The sequence below is a fragment of the Oenococcus kitaharae genome (genome assembly GCF_025758695.1).
Lineage (GTDB): Bacteria > Bacillota > Bacilli > Lactobacillales > Lactobacillaceae > Oenococcus > Oenococcus kitaharae_A.
Genome location: NZ_JANJQP010000001.1, coordinates 395849 through 415401 on the forward strand (window position 1 = coordinate 395849; position 19553 = coordinate 415401).

General features: G+C 47.2%; 17 protein-coding genes and 1 riboswitch. All 17 genes read right to left on the reverse strand.

Translation table 11 applies throughout. From position 1 onward, the window contains the following. Positions 1-2: 2 nt before the first annotated feature. Positions 3-1484 carry an ABC transporter permease gene (locus tag NRF22_RS02040; RefSeq protein ID WP_263778992.1) on the reverse strand — a complete coding sequence of 494 codons (1482 nt, stop codon included), beginning with the start codon at positions 1482-1484 and terminating at the stop codon, positions 3-5. Between the two features lie 380 nt (positions 1485-1864). Further along, positions 1865-3418 carry a glutamine-hydrolyzing GMP synthase gene (guaA, locus tag NRF22_RS02045; RefSeq protein ID WP_263778993.1) on the reverse strand — a complete coding sequence of 518 codons (1554 nt, stop codon included), beginning with the start codon at positions 3416-3418 and terminating at the stop codon, positions 1865-1867. Next, positions 3418-3981 (reverse strand): hypoxanthine phosphoribosyltransferase, encoded by a 564-nt coding sequence (hpt, locus tag NRF22_RS02050; RefSeq protein WP_007746323.1) that lies wholly within the window; start codon positions 3979-3981, stop codon positions 3418-3420. The genes guaA and hpt overlap by 1 nt, the downstream gene beginning before the upstream one ends. Then, positions 3978-5279, reverse strand: a complete 1302-nt coding sequence (gene purB, locus NRF22_RS02055; RefSeq protein ID WP_263778995.1) for an adenylosuccinate lyase — start codon at positions 5277-5279, stop codon at positions 3978-3980. Before purB ends, hpt begins: the two co-directional genes overlap by 4 nt. Then, a complete protein-coding gene (locus tag NRF22_RS02060; RefSeq protein ID WP_263778997.1) occupies positions 5276-6586 on the reverse strand; it encodes an adenylosuccinate synthase in 1311 nt (436 codons plus the stop codon). The genes purB and NRF22_RS02060 overlap by 4 nt, the downstream gene beginning before the upstream one ends. An 86-nt stretch (positions 6587-6672) precedes the next feature. Beyond that, entirely contained in the window at positions 6673-7821 is a 1149-nt protein-coding gene (guaB, locus tag NRF22_RS02065) for an IMP dehydrogenase (RefSeq protein WP_007746320.1), read from the reverse strand. Between the two features lie 66 nt (positions 7822-7887). Continuing rightward, a riboswitch (purine riboswitch) is annotated at positions 7888-7982 on the reverse strand. A 51-nt stretch (positions 7983-8033) separates the two neighbouring features. Continuing rightward, on the reverse strand, positions 8034-9314 hold the full coding sequence (purD, locus tag NRF22_RS02070) for a phosphoribosylamine--glycine ligase (RefSeq protein ID WP_263778998.1): 1281 nt from the start codon (positions 9312-9314) through the stop codon (positions 8034-8036). Positions 9315-9337: 23 nt separating this feature from the next. Beyond that, on the reverse strand, positions 9338-10867 hold the full coding sequence (gene purH, locus NRF22_RS02075) for a bifunctional phosphoribosylaminoimidazolecarboxamide formyltransferase/IMP cyclohydrolase (RefSeq protein ID WP_263779000.1): 1530 nt from the start codon (positions 10865-10867) through the stop codon (positions 9338-9340). After that, the gene (purN, locus tag NRF22_RS02080; protein WP_263779001.1) at positions 10864-11454 is read right to left on the reverse strand and encodes a phosphoribosylglycinamide formyltransferase; all 591 of its coding nucleotides are present in this window, start codon (positions 11452-11454) and stop codon (positions 10864-10866) included. The genes purH and purN overlap by 4 nt, the downstream gene beginning before the upstream one ends. Next, on the reverse strand, positions 11451-12503 hold the full coding sequence (purM, locus tag NRF22_RS02085) for a phosphoribosylformylglycinamidine cyclo-ligase (protein ID WP_263779002.1): 1053 nt from the start codon (positions 12501-12503) through the stop codon (positions 11451-11453). The genes purN and purM overlap by 4 nt, the downstream gene beginning before the upstream one ends. Then, positions 12496-14028, reverse strand: a complete 1533-nt coding sequence (gene purF / locus NRF22_RS02090) for an amidophosphoribosyltransferase (protein WP_263779003.1) — start codon at positions 14026-14028, stop codon at positions 12496-12498. Before purF ends, purM begins: the two co-directional genes overlap by 8 nt. A gap of 10 nt (positions 14029-14038) precedes the next feature. Continuing rightward, on the reverse strand, positions 14039-16261 hold the full coding sequence (purL, locus tag NRF22_RS02095) for a phosphoribosylformylglycinamidine synthase subunit PurL (RefSeq protein WP_263779004.1): 2223 nt from the start codon (positions 16259-16261) through the stop codon (positions 14039-14041). After that, positions 16251-16925 (reverse strand): phosphoribosylformylglycinamidine synthase subunit PurQ, encoded by a 675-nt coding sequence (gene purQ, locus NRF22_RS02100; protein WP_263779005.1) that lies wholly within the window; start codon positions 16923-16925, stop codon positions 16251-16253. Before purQ ends, purL begins: the two co-directional genes overlap by 11 nt. Before the next feature lies 1 nt (position 16926). Further along, the gene (gene purS / locus NRF22_RS02105; RefSeq protein ID WP_263779006.1) at positions 16927-17190 is read right to left on the reverse strand and encodes a phosphoribosylformylglycinamidine synthase subunit PurS; all 264 of its coding nucleotides are present in this window, start codon (positions 17188-17190) and stop codon (positions 16927-16929) included. Positions 17191-17192: 2 nt separating this feature from the next. Then, positions 17193-17918, reverse strand: a complete 726-nt coding sequence (gene purC / locus NRF22_RS02110; protein WP_263779007.1) for a phosphoribosylaminoimidazolesuccinocarboxamide synthase — start codon at positions 17916-17918, stop codon at positions 17193-17195. Continuing rightward, on the reverse strand, positions 17915-19030 hold the full coding sequence (purK, locus tag NRF22_RS02115) for a 5-(carboxyamino)imidazole ribonucleotide synthase (protein WP_412178707.1): 1116 nt from the start codon (positions 19028-19030) through the stop codon (positions 17915-17917). The genes purC and purK overlap by 4 nt, the downstream gene beginning before the upstream one ends. A 1-nt stretch (position 19031) precedes the next feature. Beyond that, positions 19032-19526: a 5-(carboxyamino)imidazole ribonucleotide mutase gene (purE, locus tag NRF22_RS02120; RefSeq protein WP_263779009.1), complete on the reverse strand. Its 495-nt coding sequence runs from the start codon at positions 19524-19526 to the stop codon at positions 19032-19034. Positions 19527-19553 lie beyond the last annotated feature (27 nt).

Sequence of the window (19553 nt, forward strand, 5' to 3'; positions counted from 1 at the left end):
CTTCATTCTGAAATTAGAATCCTTTTTGGTTTGAGACTGATAATAGGAATCGCTCCTAATAATGTGGCTATAGCAACGATAACCAAACCGAAAGCGCCGAGTTCAAGCAAGGTCCCAATATTAACGTGAGTTGAGAGTTTATTTAATTGAGAGTTTCCAGTGAGAGTCGTACCAAATTGACGCATTTGACCACCGAAAGCTCTTGAATTACTTGGGTTTCCTGAGCCAGTAGCATTGCCATTCGGACCAGCTTGGTTTGGATTCCCGCCTCCAGGCCCTCCAAATCCGCTTCGTAGACTTTGCTGCGATGTATTTTGCTGAGAAATTAGTTGCTGGCCAACGCTATTACCAAAGAAACTGCCAAAAACACCAGCGAAACATAATGAAAGTACTAGCACAGAGATCGTTTCAACAAAAATTTGACCAATAATTTTTGCTTTTTCTTCACCTAAGGACATCAAGATACCAATTTCATGCCTTCTCTCACGGACCATTAAGATAAGAATGAGGGTCAGGATAGCAATCCCTGCAATGCCTACGATCCAGACAATTTTAGACGCAATCGATTCAATTGATTTCACCGAACTAGTCAGCATTTCGTAAATCTGGTCCGAAGTGGTGAGTTGCAAGTTGCCTGAGATAATTTTTTTGGCCGATTTCACAAAAGCTTTTTCTTTGCTAGAGTCTGTCAAAGTGTAAACAACGTTGGAAACTTTTCCAGCATCTCCTGCCAAACTAGAGGCAAGCGTATAACTCGAAAAAATCGTATTTGAAGGATCTTGCATCTGGCCAAAAGTCTGATCAGTGCTTGTTTTCGCCTGGTAGATGCCCACAACCTTCAAATTTTTCACATTACTTGATGAATCCTTCACTTTAATCGTGTCACCCACATTGATGTGGTTATTAGAAGCCAATACTTCTTCAATAATGACGTTATTTGTATTAGCGTCTGAGCTGGTAATACCTCTGCCCTTTTTCATTACATAATTTTTATTTTTGAAATTGGAATTGGCAGCAGTGGATGAAAGTCCCGAGACACTAATATCACCAGAGTCCGTGCCTTGCATCCTGCCAAATCCACCATTGCTATTTGAATTACTGCTTAAGACAGCTGTGAAAGATGAAGCATTAACACTAGCGCTAGCCGTAATCTGGTAAGCTGCGACGTTTTCTAATGAAGCTATTTTTTTGGCAGTGTTAAGTCCAATGATCGCCTCATTAATACGAAAACGGCCTACAGGCGGAGTCTGCGTTGACGAACTTGCCGAACCTTGATTCTGCTGGAACAATTTTGCCCGATTCGCAGAAAGCGTCACGGTAGTTCCAACTGCATTTTTACTGTTATTAACAGCCGTTAAAGCAGCATTCTGGATAATTAATCCCGCCAACATAAAAGTTAGTATGGCAGTCATCACCAGTACAAGTAATAATGTTTTTCCAATCCTACGCCTAAGATAAAGAAAAGCGCGTTTCACATAATCCATATATTATATTCTCCTAACACAAAAGAGGTTATGGCTAGGGCATTAAAGAATGATTAAACAAAGACTAAATTAAGATTAATTGCACCAAACATTTTCAATCGGGTTCTTCTGTCGAGTTCTTTATTTAATCCAGGTCGCTCTAAAGCTCTTTGGCTCCCCTATAATGAATGAGTAGTCAAATATTCAATATCACAAAACACCACCTGTCATGGTGTTTTTTATTCACTAACTAGTACAACAAAAAAACTTCTAACTTATCGTTAGAAGTTTTTATTTTGACATCTACTTGCAAATTGCCATGCCTCACGGGTGATTGTTAGCTCTAACCGCTACAGAGTGCTTAGAAAGCCCATAAATAAAGGGTTTCTGCTAATAACTCATTATTCCCACTCTATCGTTGCGGGTGGCTTGCTCGTGATGTCGTAGACAACGCGGTTGATGTGGCCGACTTCGTTGACGATGCGTTCAGAAATCTTGCCTAATAAGTCCCATGGCAGTTTGGCAAAATCAGCCGTCATACCGTCAATGGAGGTAATGGCGCGGATGGCGATCGTCCAGTCATACGTACGGCCGTCGCCCATAACGCCAACAGAGCGCAGGCCGGTCAGGATCGTGAAATACTGCCAGACATTATCTTCCAGGCCGGCTTTAGCGATCTCGTCACGCAAAATCGCATCGGAATCACGGACAATCGCCAGTTTTTCTTCGGTAATTTCACCCAAAATACGAATAGCCAATCCTGGACCTGGGAATGGCTGACGCCAGACCAAGGCATGCGGCATATCCAGCTCTTCACCCAATTCACGGGCTTCGTCCTTAAATAACGTGCGTAAAGGCTCGATCAATTTGAAGTGCATGTCTTTAGGCAGGCCACCGACATTATGATGGGATTTGATCGTCTGAGCCGTATCCGTCCCAGATTCAATCACATCCGTGTACAGAGTGCCCTGAGCTAAAAATTCAATCCCTTTCAGCTTCTTGGCTTCGTCATTAAAGGTCTCGATAAATTCCTTGCCGATAATCTTGCGTTTTTTCTCAGGCTCGGTCACATGCGCTAATTTAGACAAAAAACGCTGCTGTGCATCGATTTTGATAATGTTCAAACCAAACTTGCCAACCAGAGAATCCATCACCATGGCAGCCTCATTTTTACGCAGCAGGCCATGATCAACGAAAATACAAGTCAGCTGTTTGCCGATGGCTTTATGTAAAAGAACAGCGACGACTGAAGAATCGACACCACCGGAAAGACCTAGTAAGACCTTTTTGTCGCCAACTTCAGCGCGGATTTTTTCGATCTGGTCTTCGATGAAATCTTTCATCTGCCAATTAGCCTGGCAGCCAGCAATCTTAAAGACAAAATTCTTTATAATCTGGTTACCGTATTCAGAAAGCGTCGTCTCAGCATGGAATTGGACACCATACAGTTTCTTGTTGTCATCAGCCATGGCCGCGATTTTTGTCTTATCTGTGCTGGCTGCAATAACAAAACCATCCGGCACGGCCTCGACAGAATCACCGTGGCTCATCAGAACTTTTTGATCTTCAGGCGTGTCAGCAAACAAAAGTGACTTTTCATCAAAATGCAATGCTGCTTGGCCGAATTCGCCGTTTCCCTGATTAGCAGTGACTTTACCGCCTGGCAAGCGATAGGCAATCAACTGCATGCCGTAGCAGACACCTAGTAGCGGAATGCCCAATTCAAACATCTCTGGATCAATCGTAAAAGCATCCTCGGCGTAGACGGATTTTGGCCCACCGGATAAGATAATCGCTTTTGGTGCATAAGCTTTGATTTTGTCAATCGTCATCTTGCGCGATTTCAATTCGGAAAAAACGCCGAATTCACGGATTCTGCGTGTAATCAATTGATTATATTGGCTGCCGTAATCCAGCACCAAGACTTTGTCGTATTTTTTATCGATTTCTACCATTACTTAATCGTATCCAATTTTGTCGTATCAATGATCGCAATCACGGGCAGATTGCGAAAATAACTATTGTAATCCATGCCGTAGCCGACCAAGAAAGAATTTGGCACTTGCAGGCCCGCGTAATCAATCGGGACTTCGACGATACGAGCAGCTTTTTTATCAGTCAAGACGACCGTTGTGACTGACTTGGCGCCTTTTAACATGAAATAATCGCGCAGCCACTTCATTGTGCGGCCTGTATCGACAATCTCATCGACGACCACGACATCGCGACCTGTCATATCTGTATCGACATCATGGGTGACGCGGATGTTACCAGTCGATTCAGTGTTGTTATAAGATTTGACATCAATATAATCCAGGTCGACATCAACAGTCATTTTCCGCAGTAGATCCGTTGTAAAAATGGCTGCCCCTTTTAAGACAGAGATAAAAAGCGGCCGCGGATCAGATTCAGCAAATTTCTTGTCCAATTGATCAGCCAGATGCTGGACAACTGCCGAGATATCCGTTTCCGTGGCTAAGACTGATTTAATCGCCGGGTGGCTCACTAACGCGTTCATGATTCCTCCAAACCTATCCGTTCAAATATTTTATCGACATTGCGCAGATGATAGTGATAATCAAAAGCGTCGTCGATTTCTGCTTGAGTCAAAATTTTTGTTACTTTGCTATCCCCTTCGACCAGATCCTTGAACATCTTGTGTTCGTCCCAGGAACGGGCTGTCAAAGGCTGAATTGTGTCGTAAGCTTCTTCTCGGCTCAGGCCTTTATCGATCAGCTTCAACAGCAGACGCTGCGAATAAATCAGGCCGTAAGTCCGATGCATGTTGGCCTTCATCGTCTCCGGGAAGACGGCTAATTTACTGAGGATGCTGGTAAAACGCTGAAGCATGTAATCGATCAGGATCGTCGTGTCTGGCAGGATAATCCGTTCGGCCGATGAATGGGAAATATCGCGTTCATGCCACAAAGTAATATCGTCCATGGCTGTCTGCATGTGACCGCGAATCACGCGGGCCAGGCCTGTCATGTTTTCCGAGCCGATTGGATTTCTTTTATGCGGCATTGAGGAAGAACCCTTTTGGCCGGCCGCAAAATTCTCTTCGACTTCATGAATTTCTGAACGCTGCAGGCCGCGAATTTCCGTGGCAAAATTCTCAATTCCGGTCGCAATTAAGGCAATGTCATTAATGTAAGCCGCATGCAGATCACGCGGCAGGACTTGAGAAGCAATCGGCTGAGGCGTTAAGTCTAATTGGGCCATGGCGTCTTCCTCGACAGACATGGGAATATTAGCAAAAGTCCCGACAGCACCGGATAATTTGCCCGTCTCTAGTGCTTTAGAGGAGATATTAAAACGCTGGATGTTTCGCAGGGTCTCTTCATAATAACGTGCCACAACCAAGCCAAAAGTCGTCGGCTCAGCTTGAACACCGTGTGTCCGGCCCATCATGACAGTCTTTTTGTATTTCAGCGCCATGACCTTGATTTGTGCCAGATAGGCAGCTAAATCTTTTTTGATGATTTGATTAGCTTGTTTTAAACGCAAACCTTGAGCTGTATCGACGACATCAGTGGAGGTCAAGCCAAAATGGATCCAGCGTTTTTCTGGACCCAAAGATTCTGATAAATCACGCGTAAAAGCGACAACATCATGATGCGTCTGTGCTTCGATCTCTGCGATTCGGTCAACATTGAAATGTGCCTTAGCGCGAATGGCATTCACGTCAGCTTGTGGAATCGCGCCATAATTGGCCCAAGCCTGATCAACGGCAATTTCAACTTCCAGCCAGGTCTGGTACTGATTCTGCAGTTCCCAGACGGCGCCCATCTCCGGATTCGTATATCGATCAATCATGCGGTATGCATCGCCTCTCTACCGTCAGACCACAGGTCTTTTAGCAAGTGCGTCTGTTCGGCATGCGGGCCGACAGCAAAGCTCAAAAGCGGCCGGTTCAATAATTCGGAAATCCGTTTTAAATAATTTTGTGCATTGACTGGCAGATCTTCAAAATGCGCGTCATCACTAATATCTTCCGACCAGCCCGGCAGCGTCTCATAGATCGCAGTCGCGCCTTTTAGCAAACGCAGATTGGCTGGGAAATTGTCAATACGCTGGCCGTCTTTTTCGTAGGCAACCGCGATTTTAACTTCTTTTAAGCCGGAAAGCACATCCAATGAATTAACTGCTAATTCCGTGATGCCGGCAACTAAAACGGCATGACGCAAAGCAACTGTGTCCAGCCAGCCGATCCGGCGGGGACGCTTAGTAATAACGCCGTATTCGTGACCGATTTCGCGGATATGGCTGCCCATTTCGTTTTTCAATTCGGTCGGGAAAGGCCCTTCGCCGACACGCGAGGTATAAGCTTTGACAACGCCGGCAACTTCATGGATTTTATCCGGGCCGACACCTGTGCCAACAGCAGCACCGGCACCAACGGGATTTGATGAGGTGACAAAAGGATAAGTACCGTGGTCGATATCCAGCATGACGCCCTGAGCGCCTTCAAAGACGATCCGCTTGTTTTCCCGCGTCAATTCGTCCATGAGAACCGTGACATCCGTCACATATTTGGCTAGTTCTTTTCCGTAGGCGCTGTATTCGTTATAAACAGTCTCATAATCAAAAGGCTGTCCGCCGTATAATTTCGTAATTTCATTATTCTTTAAAGGCAGCACTTGTTTTAGTGCTTCGGCAAAGGCTTCTGGATCAATTAAATCCACCATGCGAATGCCCTGCCGATTGATTTTATCAGCGTAAGTCGGGCCGATGCCCTTTTTCGTCGTACCGATACGGCCGCCGCTGGCTTCTTCTGCCAAGCCGTCCAAGGCAATATGATATGGCATAATCACCTGTGCTCGATCCGAAATGCGCAAGCCGGATAGATCAATACCGCGCTCCGACAAGCCTTTCATTTCTGTCAGTAATTCTTTTGGATTGACAACTTCACCGTTGCCGATAATTGCTAAATGTTTGGGATTGATGATACCCACCGGCAGCGCCGACAATTCGAATTTATTGCCGCCATGATATACCGTATGACCCGCGTTATCACCACCTTGATAGCGGGCGACTGCGTCAGCCGTTTGGCAAAACAAGTCAACAACCTTGCCTTTGCCTTCGTCTCCCCATTGCGATCCTACTACGACAATTCCAGCCATAAAATCTCCTAAAGTTCTAAATAATCAAAAAAACACGTCGTTGTTCTCGACGTGAATTACTATATGCGATTAGAACACGAACGTTATCAAATCCGGACGTAATTTGGGGCAGCTTTTGTAATATGGACATCGTGCGGGTGAGATTCGATCAAACCAGCATTTGTAATCTGGACAAATTCAGCTTTTTCGATCAGATCTTTGATGTCGGCAGAACCTGTGTAACCCATGCCGGCACGGATGCCGCCAAGGTCTTCAAAGATCACGTCGTCGACAGTGCCTTTATATGCAGTCACGGCTTCGATACCTTCAGGAACCAGTTTGTTGACCTCTTTGACTTCGCCTTGGAAGTAACGGTCTTTAGAACCATTCTGCATAGCTGCCATGGATCCCATGCCGCGGTAAGTTTTGTATTGTTTGCCATCTTCGCCTGTGATCACTTCACCAGGTGCTTCTTTGGTGCCGGCCAACATCGAGCCCAGCATGACAGCATTGCCACCGGCAGCAATCGCTTTGACAATATCGCCGGACCACTTCATACCGCCATCAGCGATGATTGTCTTGCCATAATCAGCTGCAGCTTGGGCAGCATCGGTAATGGCTGTAATTTGCGGAACGCCAACACCGGCAACAACACGCGTCGTGCAGATCGAACCAGGACCGATACCGACTTTGGCAACATCAGCACCGGCATCGAATAAGGCTTTGGCACCAGATTCAGTGGCGATGTTGCCGCCAATAATATTCAAGGTTGGATAAGCGCTGCGGATGTCACGGATTTTTCTTAAAACACCAGCCGAATGACCGTGAGCTGAATCAACGACGATGGCGTTTGCACCAGCTGAGACTAAAGCGGTGACGCGGTCTAAGGTATCGTTTGTCACACCAACACCAGCCGCAACAATCAGCTGGCCCTTTGAATCAATAGCAGCATTGGGATACTTGTTTAAATCAACTGCCGTGGCCTTGACTTTGGCGACTTCAGCAGCTTGATCTGCGATCAGCATGTTCTTGTGAATCACGCCCATGCCGCCATTTAAAGCCAATTGCGCGGCCATGGCGTGTTCTGTGACTGTATCCATAGCTGCGCTTAGAATCGGGATATTCAAGTGCAGAGTCGGTGTCAGGTCAGTACCCAGTTTGACTTGGTCAGGTGTCACATCTGAAGCGGCCGGGATCAGCAGAACATCGTCAAAAGTCAATCCGAGTTTCTTATATTTGTTTGAAAAATCTGTCATATTATCCTCACGTTTATATACAAAAAGGCATTCGCAGAAAGCTTCAAGAAGTCCCTGCGGATGCCAAAAAGAGCTACATCCACAGATAGTCCAGCATAGGTGCTGGGTAGAAACTGTCAGCCATTATCCGACGATATACCTGCTTGATTGTTATTTATCTTACCAAAGATCAGTAAAAAAGCAACAGCTAAATTGGCCGAGAATGCCAAATCTTAATGCTGCCGTGAAAAATTTTTCTGGAAATCGGCCAATTGATAACCGATATCATGACGATAAGTCAGTTTTAAATGTGCCTGATCTAAATATTTATAAATTTTTTCTTGTGCCGCCAGCATTGTCGCAGCGTGCACCACGATCGTCGCCACACGTCCGCCAGTCGATAGGAATTGCTGGTCGGATTTGCGAACAGTTGCATAATCAATCTCAAAACCATCCGGCAAGTCTGCTAACAATGGCGTTGGAAAGCCCGGCTGAACATCTTCAGGATAACCCGGAGCCGCGATATCAACGCCCAAATACACGTCTTGATCTTGCCAAGCTGCCTGAGCCGTTTTGCCAGCAAGCAGATCTGAGATCAATTCGTAAAAATCCGAGGTCAGCTGAGGCAGAATCACCTGTGTCTCTGGATCGCCAAAACGCACATTGAATTCGACGACTTTAACACCAGTCTGCGTCAACATCAAGCCGGAATACAAGACCCCGACAAAAGGCGTCTGATTAGTGGCCATGGCGCGGATTGTCGGCAGAATAATTTTGTCTGTCGTATCCTGTAAAACGTCTTCCGGCAGCTGCAGCATCGGGCTGTAGGCACCCATTCCGCCAGTATTAGGCCCTTTGTCCGCGTCAAAACGGCGTTTGTGATCCTGAGCCGCTGGCAAGTTAACGATTTGTCCATGACTGCCGACTAAGGTAAACATGGAAAACTCTATCCCAGACATGAAGTCTTCGATTAACAGGCTTTCGGCAGGATTTTTGCTGTAGATGTCAGTGAGTTTTGCAGCAGCTTCTTGACGCGTTTTGATAATTGAAACACCCTTGCCGGCCGCTAAACCGTCTAGCTTAAAGACAAGCGGCAGCTGTTTGCCAGCCACGATTTTTTCAGCAGTATCCAAGGAATTGACTGTCTCATAAGCTGCCGTCGGTGCCTGGGCTAATTGCAGGATTTTTTTTGCGAATGTCTTGGATCCTTCTAATTGAGCAGCCGCTTTATTTGGCCCGAAAATGCGTAGGCCGGCTTGTTGAAAAGCATCAACGACGCCCAAAACCAGCGGCTCTTCACTGCCCACAAAAGTTAAGTCGATCTGTTCTTTTTTCGCCAGAGCGACCAAACCAGGCAAATCATCCAGGGCCACGGACGCAGTCTGGATGCCAGGCTGAATCATGCCGTCATTGCCAGGTGCAACAATCACAGTGTCGACATGTTTGCTTGTCAGAAATATTTTGGCTAGGCTATGCTCGCGAGCACCTGCGCCAATGATTAATACTTTAGCCATGACTAATGAGCCCTCCTTTTGTGTTAGTGGCGGAAATGCCGGCGGTGTGAAAAGACGAGGACGACGCCCAATTTGTTTGCCATGGCAATTGAATCTTTGTCTTTAATCGAGCCACCGGGTTCGACAATCGCAGCAATGCCCTTGCCAGCTGCGTAAGAGACAGAATCATCCATCGGGAAAAAGGCATCAGAAGCCAGGACAGCCTTTGAGAAATCTGGTTTCGCCTCAGCATGTGCAATCGCAATTTTCACAGAATCAATACGGTTGGGCTGCCCGGCACCGATACCTAAAGTCTGACTGTCGGTTGCGACGAGAATGGCGTTGGATTTAACATGTTTGACAGCTTTTTGAGCGAAAATCAAAGCTGAAATCTGCTCGGCGGTCGGTTGTTTTTCCGAAACGACCTCTAGGTCAGCATCTTCTTCGACGACATCATCCATTTCCTGAGCCACAGCACCGCCCAAGACAGAAGTCACTTCGATTTCTTTAGGCAGCTTATCGGCGATTGGCAGAGACAGCAAACGCAGATTCTTCTTTTTGGCCAGCATGTCAAAAGCTTCGGGCGTAAAACTCGGCGCAATAATGATTTCCAGGAAAATCGCGTGCATTTTTGTCGCAGTGGCCAGATTAATTTCACGGTTGGCAACGACGATCCCGCCGAAAATCGAGATATCATCAGCCGCAAAAGCCTTGTCCCAGGCCTTTTCAATCGTGTCGGCCTGACCGATACCAGCCGGATTCATATGTTTGAGTGTCACGACAGTCGGCTTCCGATTGAATTCCAGAATCGTTCTCAAGGCAGCGTCGGCATCTTTGATATTGTTATAGCTGAGTTTTTTACCGTGCAGAATTTTAACCTGCAGAATCGAATATGGCGTCGGAATTGGATTGGCATAAACGGCCGCTTTTTGATGCGGGTTTTCACCGTAACGCAGATCGAAATCTTTTTCGTAGGTCAAAGTGAGTTTTTCCGGGAAGGCTGTCTTTGACAAATAGGACGCGATCAAAGCATCGTAAGCTGCCGTGTGACGAAAAGCCTTGGCTTGCAATGTCCGGCGCAGGTCGTCAGTGATTTGGTTTTCTGAAATGGCCGTTAAAACAATGGCATAATCCTCCGGGTCAACGAGTACCAGGACATCTTTGGCGTTTTTGGCCGCCGAACGAATCATCGAAGGCCCGCCGATATCAATGTTTTCTATCGCCTGATCGTAAGTCGCGTTGGGATTGCTGACAGTTTCTTTAAATGGGTATAGATTAACGGCAACAAGGTCAATCGGCGTGATATCCAGCTCTTTTAAAGTCGCCATGTGATCAGCGTCTTCTTGTTTGGCCAACAAAGCCGCATGGACAGCCGGATGTAAAGTCTTGACACGACCATCAAGAATTTCCGGAAAATGGGTGATCTCTGTAATTGATTTGGCCGCAATACCCGCTTCCTGCAGTGTTTTTAAAGTGCCGCCCGTGGAAATCAGCTCGTAATCGTTTTCAACCAGTCCCTTGGCAAAATCGACGAGGCCTGTCTTATCTGAAACACTCAACAATGCTCTTTTCATGCGGTAAATACTCCCTTTTCAATCAATTTTTTTAAAGTCTGCGGATAAAGCCGGTGCTCGACTTCGTGAATATGTGTTTCTACTTCGACTAAAGTCTCGCCATCTGCGATCGGAACGGCAGCCTGAGCAATAATTTTTCCTGAATCAACACCGCTATCGACGAAATGAATCGTCACGCCGGTCACTTTCACGCCGTAATCAAAGGCGTCGGCGATGCCCTGGCGACCCGGAAAACTCGGCAGCAGTGCTGGATGGATGTTGATAATTTTATTTGGAAAGGCGGCTAGTAAATCTGGCCCGATGATGCGCATAAAACCGGCCAGCAAAATACCTTGGACCTGATCTTTATTGAGAATCGCCAGAATCGCCTTTTCGGCTGCAGATTTGTCTGGATAAGCTGAATATTTGATCACGCTGACTGCTACATTGTGTTTGGCGGCGCGGTCAATGACGGGAACGTGCGCGTGGTCAACAATCAGACGGACAATTTGAGCTTGCGGCAATTCTTGCTCGATAAATGCTGCGAGTGCTGAAAAATTTGTGCCCTTTCCCGAAGCAAAAACAGCTAAGCGAATCGGCGCCGTCATGACTCCTGGCTCCAATCCGGCTGTCCGACAAATGTCAGGGCTTGATCGGACGCGGCCCTTTTTATTAGATGCCCGATTAGATAGGCCTGCTCGCCGACAGCTTGTAGACTTTCTGAAACGACCGCCGCCTGATCAGGCGCCACAGCGACAACCAAGCCAATACCAAGGTTAAAAGTCCGCAACATCTCTGTGTCTGATAATTGGCCAGCAGTCTGCAGGCGTTTGAAAATAGCTGGGATCGGCCAAGTCCCCCAGTGAATTTCAGCAGTAACATTGTCATTTAACATGCGCGGCAGGTTTTCCAGCATGCCGCCGCCCGTAATGTGAGCAGCCGCATGAATTCGATCTGCCTGCATTAACGGCAAGAGCGCTTTGACATAAATGCGCGTCGGCTTTAATAATTCTGTCTGCAAATTAGGATCCAGCTGTGCCCAACTTAGGCCAGGATTTTTCATCAGCAGTTGGCGGACCAGCGAAAAACCATTTGAGTGTAATCCGTTTGATGCTAGACCCAGCAACACATCCCCTTCGGCCGATTGACTGCCGTCCAAAATCGCTGTTTTGTCGACAACGCCGACAGCAAATCCTGCCAGATCGTACTCATTTTTGGGATACATATCAGCTAATTCGGCCATCTCGCCACCGATTAAAGCCATCCCAGCTTGGCGGGCACCATCAGCGATTCCGGCCACGATCTTGGCAACTTTGTCGGATTCAACGTGATCAATGGCTAAATAATCAAGCATAAACAAAGGCTTGGCGCCTTGGACGAGAATGTCGTTTGCCACCATGGCGACTAAATCCTGGCCGATACTGCCATGCAGATCGGCAGCCTGTGCCAACAATAATTTGGAACCGACACCGTCTGTGCCAGAGACGAGGACGGGATTTTTGTACCCTGCCGGCAGCTGGAAAAAAGAAGCAAAAGACCCGATGCCATCCAGTACGCCATCTGTATAAGTAGATTTGACTGAATCCATAATTTTTGTGACTGCGTCTTCGCCGGCTTTGATATCAACACCGGATTTGGCGTAAGCGTCCTCACTCATAGACAGCTCCTTCTTGTTTGGAAATAATCATGTTGCTGGTTAAGACAGATTCAGCAGCCGGCTCTGGATCAAAGACAACCAGGCCAGCATCAGCTTTTGCCTGCAGAGACGGTGCGTAATCATAAATCGGTGACGGATAACGGCCGTCGAAATAGGCTGTCGTTAAACCGTTTCCCGGATAAGGCGTCTTGAGATTGATCGAATCAACCAAGCCTTCGACGGATAAAAAGGCCAGCGAATCAGCGTGAATCATCTCAGTCATTTCTGCCAGCGTGTGGTTGGCAGCAAGCAATTCGTCGGTCGTTTGCATATCAACGCCGTAAAAAGACGGGTATTTAAAAGCTGGTGAGGCAATCCGGACATGCACTTCGCGCGCGCCGGCGTCTTTGAGCATCTGGATAATGTACATAGAGGTCGTGCCGCGAACGATCGAATCATCAATCAGCACAATCGATTTACCTGCCACGACTTCTTTAACTGGCGACAACTTCATGCGGACAGCCCGTTCACGCCGATCCTGGTTAGGCTGAATAAAAGTCCGCGCGATGTATTGATTTTTCACGAGGCCCATTTCGTTTGGCAGGCCGGCTTCTTCCGCGTATCCTTGAGCAGCCGACAGTGATGAATTTGGCACGCCGACAACCATATCAGCATTTGGGACTGGCTGTTCGATCGCCAGTCTGCGTCCCATGTGTTTGCGCGCCATGTGGACATTGACGCCGTAAATCGTCGAATCCGGCCGCGCGAAATAGATATATTCCATCACATCGATATTCAGCGAAACATACTGCGTATAATGGTCGATTTGCAGGCCTTGATCGTTGATCGTCAATAATTCGCCGGGCTGAATATCGAATAAAAATTCCGCCCCGGTCATCGTCAAAGCGGCTGTTTCAGAAGCCACGACATACTGGCCGCCAGGCAGACGCCCGACACAAAATGGCCGAAAACCATGCGGATCCAAAGCGGCGTACATACCATCCGGCGTTAACAGCAGAAAGGCAAAACCGCCGCGCAGCTTTAATAACGATTCGGCAATTTTTTCTTTCATCGTGCTTTTGTGCGAACGGCGGATCAGATGCAGCAGAATTTCCGAATCAGAAGAAGACTGGAAAATCGATCCGGAATCCTCCAGTTGTTTGCGAAGAGTCAGCGCATTTGTGATATTGCCGTTGTGAGCTAAAGCAATCTGATAGTCATTAAAGTGCACCAGATAAGGCTGAATGTTTTCAATCCCATGCGTGCCAGCCGTGGCATAACGCACGTGGCCAATCGCCGAAGTGCCTTTTAAGCTTTCGATTTTCTCCGGGTCACGGAAAACATCCGACAATAGCCCCAGTCCTCGCCGCTGCCACAAATGGCCGTGATCATTTGAAACAATCCCAGCACCTTCCTGACCGCGATGCTGCAAGGCGTGCATACCGTAAAAAGTTGTCTGCGCCGCATCCGGCAATCCCCAGACACCAAAGAGGCCGCATTCTTCATTCAATCCTTGTACATCAGTTGCTGCTTGCAATTTCGTCATGATTTCTCCATTAGCTCATCAACTCAGCCAGTGCATTCTGCCAGCGATCGGCGGCCTGCTGCTTGCTGATTGAAAAACTGCCTTCAGCATCTTTAATTTCTAGTGTTGTGCCATCGGTGACTTGACCGATCAGCTCAGCCTGTTTACCGGCTAATTGTTCAAAGGCCTGCTGCTTGTCAGCTGTCACGGAGACGATAAAACGACCATTGGTCTCTGAGAACAAAGCTGCATGTGTGCCCTGAAAAGCCACTTGGAAACTGAAATCCGTATTGAAAACAGATTCGGACAAAGCCACAGCCAAACCGCCTTCAGACAAATCATGTGCCGAAGCCAGCAGGCCAGTTGCAATCGCCTTAGTAACAAACTGTTGGTTAGCTAATTCAGCCGTCTCGTCAAAAGTGAAAAGTTTTCCGGAAATCTTGCCCGTTAACAGTTTTTGGATTTCCGTACCGTTAAAGTCGTCTTGTGTTTGGCCGATTAAATAAATCAAATCACCGGCCCGCTTGAAAGGTACCGAAGTAATCTGGCGCTTGTCTTCAATCAAGCCAACCATGCCGACCATCGGCGTCGGGTAAATCGCTTGATGATCTGTCTCGTTATATAGGGAAACATTGCCGGAAATCACTGGCGTATTTAGTTTTTTAGCCATCTGATTCAGACCGGCGATTGACTCTTTTAACTCATAAAAAATTTCTGGATCATCGGGATTGCCGAAATTCAAGCAATCCGTAATCCCGATCGGAATCGCACCGCTGGCAACGATATTTCTAGCTGCCTCGGCCATGGCCATGCGGCTGCCCTCATATGGGTCCAGATAGACATAACGGCTATTGACGTCAGTCGTCATCGCTAGCGCTTTTTTTGTCCCGCGAATACGCAAGACCGCGGCATCTGATCCGGGACGTAAGACTGTGTCGCTTCTAACCATGGAATCAAAATGACGATAAAAGGCTTTTTTTGAAGCAATTGTCGGGGATGCCAGCATTTTCAAAAACATTTCAGCAGGATCTTTCACGACAGGCTGGAATTGTGTTTGCTCAGCCTCGGCGATATGAGCCGGTAATTGACTAGGCAGTTCGCTGGAAGGCGCTTTTGTCAGCAGATTAATGTCGACATCAGCGACCGTTTCCCCCTGAAAGGTCAAACGATAACGGCCATCATCTGTCACTTTGCCAATCACAACCGCGTCTAATCCGAAATCTTTATAGAGATCGATCACGCGCTGTTCCTGCCCTTTAGCGGCGACAAGCAGCATGCGTTCCTGCGATTCGGACAGCATCAATTCATAAGGAATCATGCCGGTCTCACGAACTGGTACGCGATCCAGATTCAGCTCAATCCCTGAGTGGCCTTTTTCGCCCATTTCCGATGAGGAAGACAAAATCCCGGCCGCACCCATATCCTGAATGCCCAAGACAATATCCGGCAGGTCTTTGACAGCTTTGATTGTGGCATCCATGACCAGCTTTTCCATAAAGGGATCGCCGACTTGGACGGCCGAACGCTGAGCAGCTTTTTCAGACGAGAATTCAGCTGATGCAAAACTGGCACCGTTTATCCCATCACGTCCTGTCTTGGCGCCAACATAAATCACCGAATTGCCGGCACCGCGAGCCTGACCGACTTTGATAATACTGTGATTCATCAAGCCGACAGCCATTACATTGCACAACAAATTGCCGCGATATGAATCGTCAAAATAGACATCGCCACCAACTGTGGGAATACCGATTGAATTTCCATAACCAGCAATCCCCGCAATCACGCCGTCAATTAAAGAACGTGTCTTGTCATCGGTGACTTCCGGAAAACGCAAGGAATCCAAAACTGCGATCGGCTGAGCCCCCATGGCAAAAATGTCTCTTAAAATACCACCGACACCCGTGGCCGCACCCTGATAGGGTTCGACTTGTGACGGATGGTTATGGCTTTCGGCTTTGAAAACAACTGCCTGGCCATCACCGATATCCAAAATACCGGCGTTTTCACCAGGCCCTTGCAGGACGCGCTCATTTTTTGACCAAAAGCTGCGCAGTAATGGCTTAGATTTTTTATAAGAAGCGTGTTCGGACCACATGGCTGAAAATAAGCCCGTTTCCGTGTAATTAGGCAAACGGCCCAGACGCGTTTTAATAATGTCGTATTCGCGCTCAGTCAGCCCCCAATCAGCGTAAATTTTTTCGGTTTGAATCTGGACAGCCGTTTTTGGTTCAGGATTTACTTTAGTCAGCATGGGTTAAAAGATCCTTTCTTTGCAGAATTGATTGGAAGAAAGCGCGCCCGTCCGTGTTGCCCAAAAGCGGATCGACAGCGCGTTCAGGATGGGGCATCATGCCAAACACATTACCCGCCTGATTGACAATTCCGGCGATATCATCCAAGGAGCCATTAGGATTATCTTCATAAGTGAAAATAATCTGCTGATGTGCTTTTAATGATGCCAGTGTCTGTGCGTCAGCGTAATAATTGCCGGCACCGTGAGCAATCGGCAATGTGATTTGCAACTTGTCATAAGCCGATGAGAAGATACTGTCGGGGTTAGCAACATTTAATGTGATTTCATCGCAGATAAAGCCCGGTTTGGCATTTTCCCTTAAGGCACCGGGCAGCAAGCCAGCTTCCGTCAGAATTTGAAAACCGTTGCAAATGCCGACAACCAGCCGACCATCTTTCGCCGCTTTGGCAACGCCTTTCATGGCTGGCGCAAAACGCGCGATCGCGCCTGTGCGCAGATAATCACCATAAGAAAAGCCGCCCGGCAGAAAAATTGCTGAAAAGCCATCTAGATTTTCCTGGTTGGCATCAACAATTTCAGCATCAAGTCGAAAATCCTTCAGCGCATAATACATATCCAGTACGCAATTGGAACCAGGAAAATTAATCACCGCCGCGCGCATGTTAATCCACCGCCTCAGCCAGTTCGCTCAAATCGTAAGTAAAGCTCTCCATATTGATATTGATCAGCAGTTCGTCAGAAAATGTCTCGACTTCCTTAGCAGCTGCTGCTTTATCAGCAGTATCCAGCTTGATTTCAAAATATTTCCCGCAAGTAACAGCCTGTACATTCGTATAATTCAGACGATGCAGGGCTGACTTAACAACCTCACCTTGCGGATCCAGAATCGATTTTTTATAAGTGACGTAAATTTTAGCTAAGTACATAGTTAGTTTTCCTTTATGCTCAATTTATTGTTCAAACGGGTTAACACAGTTTGATAACCGACTCTCAAATCGCCGGTCTTTTTCCGAAAAACATCTTTATCCAAAGACTGCTGGCTCTCCTGATCAAGCAGCCTCATGTTATCCGGTGACAGCTCATCAGCTAAAATCAACCGCCCATCATCTGTGAAACCAAATTCCAATTTGAAATCGACTAAGGTCACGCCGATTGAAGCAAACAATTCTGTTAACAGCTGATTGACTGTTTCAGCTTTTTCTTTTAAAGCCGCGATCGTCTTAGCATCGGCAATTTTCAACGCCAAGATCTGCTCATCATTGATAAAGGGATCATCCAATGCATCAGATTTGAAATAAAATTCGTGAACAGCGGGTTTTAAAGGCAGATGTTCAGCTTGGCCGAATCGAGAAGCAAAGTGGCCGGCTGTCAGATTCCGTGTGACAACTTCCAATGGCACAATCGTGACTTTTCTGACCAGCGCATCGCCATTATCCAGTTCTTTGATAAAATGGTTTTCAATGCCCTTTGCTGTCAAATAATCAAAGAGCAGAGCTGAAATATGCGAAGCCAGCTGCCCTTTGCCGGGAATTTTTTCTTTGACTTTGCCATTTAAGGCCGTCGCCTGATCTTTGTAACGGACGTGGATCACCCGCGGATCGTCTGTCTGCAGCATGTCTTTGGCTTTTCCTGAATACAATAATTTTTCTGTCATGGTCTCCACCCTTTTAATTCTTTGATTGCGTCGCTGCCGACGACTGTAATGTGCCCCATCTTTCTGCCGGGCCGGACTTCTGCCTTGCCATAATCGTGAAAATGCCACTCAGGATGTTCCAGCAAATCCTGGCGCGCAGCTAGCAGATCGTCACCTAAGAGATTTCTCATCGCGGCTGGTGATTGTAAAATTGGATCAGCAATCGGCAGGCCACAGATTGACCGGATATGTCCTTCGAATTGGGAAACATTGCAGGCTTCGATCGTCAGATGTCCCGAATTATGCGGACGCGGTGCCAATTCATTGATAATCACGCGATCATCGGCTGTAAGAAACATTTCAACACCCAAGACCCCGTATAAGTGCAATTCCTGTGCCAAGTGCGTCACTTTATCGCGAATGGACTGACGGACTTCCGGCTTGATATCGGCTGGCGCGATCGAGAAATGCAGGATGTGATGCTGATGCCGATTTTCCGTGACCGGCCATAACTTGACTTGATCCTGGCCATCGCGTGTCACCATGATCGAAATCTCTTTGACAAAGTCAACCCGTTTTTCCAAAATCGCGGTCAGCTTGTCCGGCCAGTTTTCTATCAATTGATCAACATCCTGCTGAGAACTCATATCCCATTGGCCGTGTCCGTCATAGCCGCCAGAAATCGTTTTTAAAATTCCGGGAAAACCAATTTCTTTGACCGCTTTTCTCAATTCTGCTGGCGAAGCGACTGCTGCAAATGTCGTTGTCGGCAAACCATGATCGCGCAGGAAATTTTTTTCATTCAAACGGTTGGACGTGATATCCAGCAAAGCGACGCCTTGTGGAACAGCCGTACTAGTCGCTTTTGCAACAGCCGCGAGCACTTTTTGATCGACATTTTCAAATTCATAGGTTAGCAGATCAGACTTTTCGGCCAGCTTAGTCAAGGCTTTTCGATCATCATAGGCAGCCGTGATTTGAAAGTCGGATACTTGAGCTGCCGGTGCATCAGGCGTTGGATCCAACACACCAACCTGATAACCCATGGCTTTAGCAGACAAAGCCATCATCTGTCCTAATTGTCCGCCGCCGATAATGCCGATCGTAGCTGGCGGAAAAAAAATAGACCTCATCTCAGTCATTGAGCTGCATCTCGCTTTCAATGGCTTTTTCAGTCTGTGTTTTCCTAAATAAATTTAATTGATCTAAAACCTCTGAATCAGAAAGACTCAGGATGGATGCAGCTAGATAAGCAGCATTTTTTGCACCGGCCGTGCCGATTGCCGTGGTCGCCACGGGAACGCCTGCTGGCATCTGCACAATCGATAATAATGAATCCAAACCATTTAATGCATGAGACTGCATGGGTACACCGATAACGGGTACAGTCGTGTTAGCCGCAAGCATGCCGGGTAAATGTGCAGCCCCGCCAGCACCAGCGATGATAATCTGAATGCCCCGATCTCTCGCGGATTTGGCAAAGGCACTCAGCTGATCCGGCATACGATGAGCGGAAATAACATGCTTCTCAAAGGGCACATGCAAGTTCTTCAAAACTGAGACAGCTTGCTTCATTGTGTCCCAATCTGAAACCGATCCCATTACTAGCGCAACCTTCGTATCTGACATCTTTCCTCCGAAATACTTGTTTAGTGT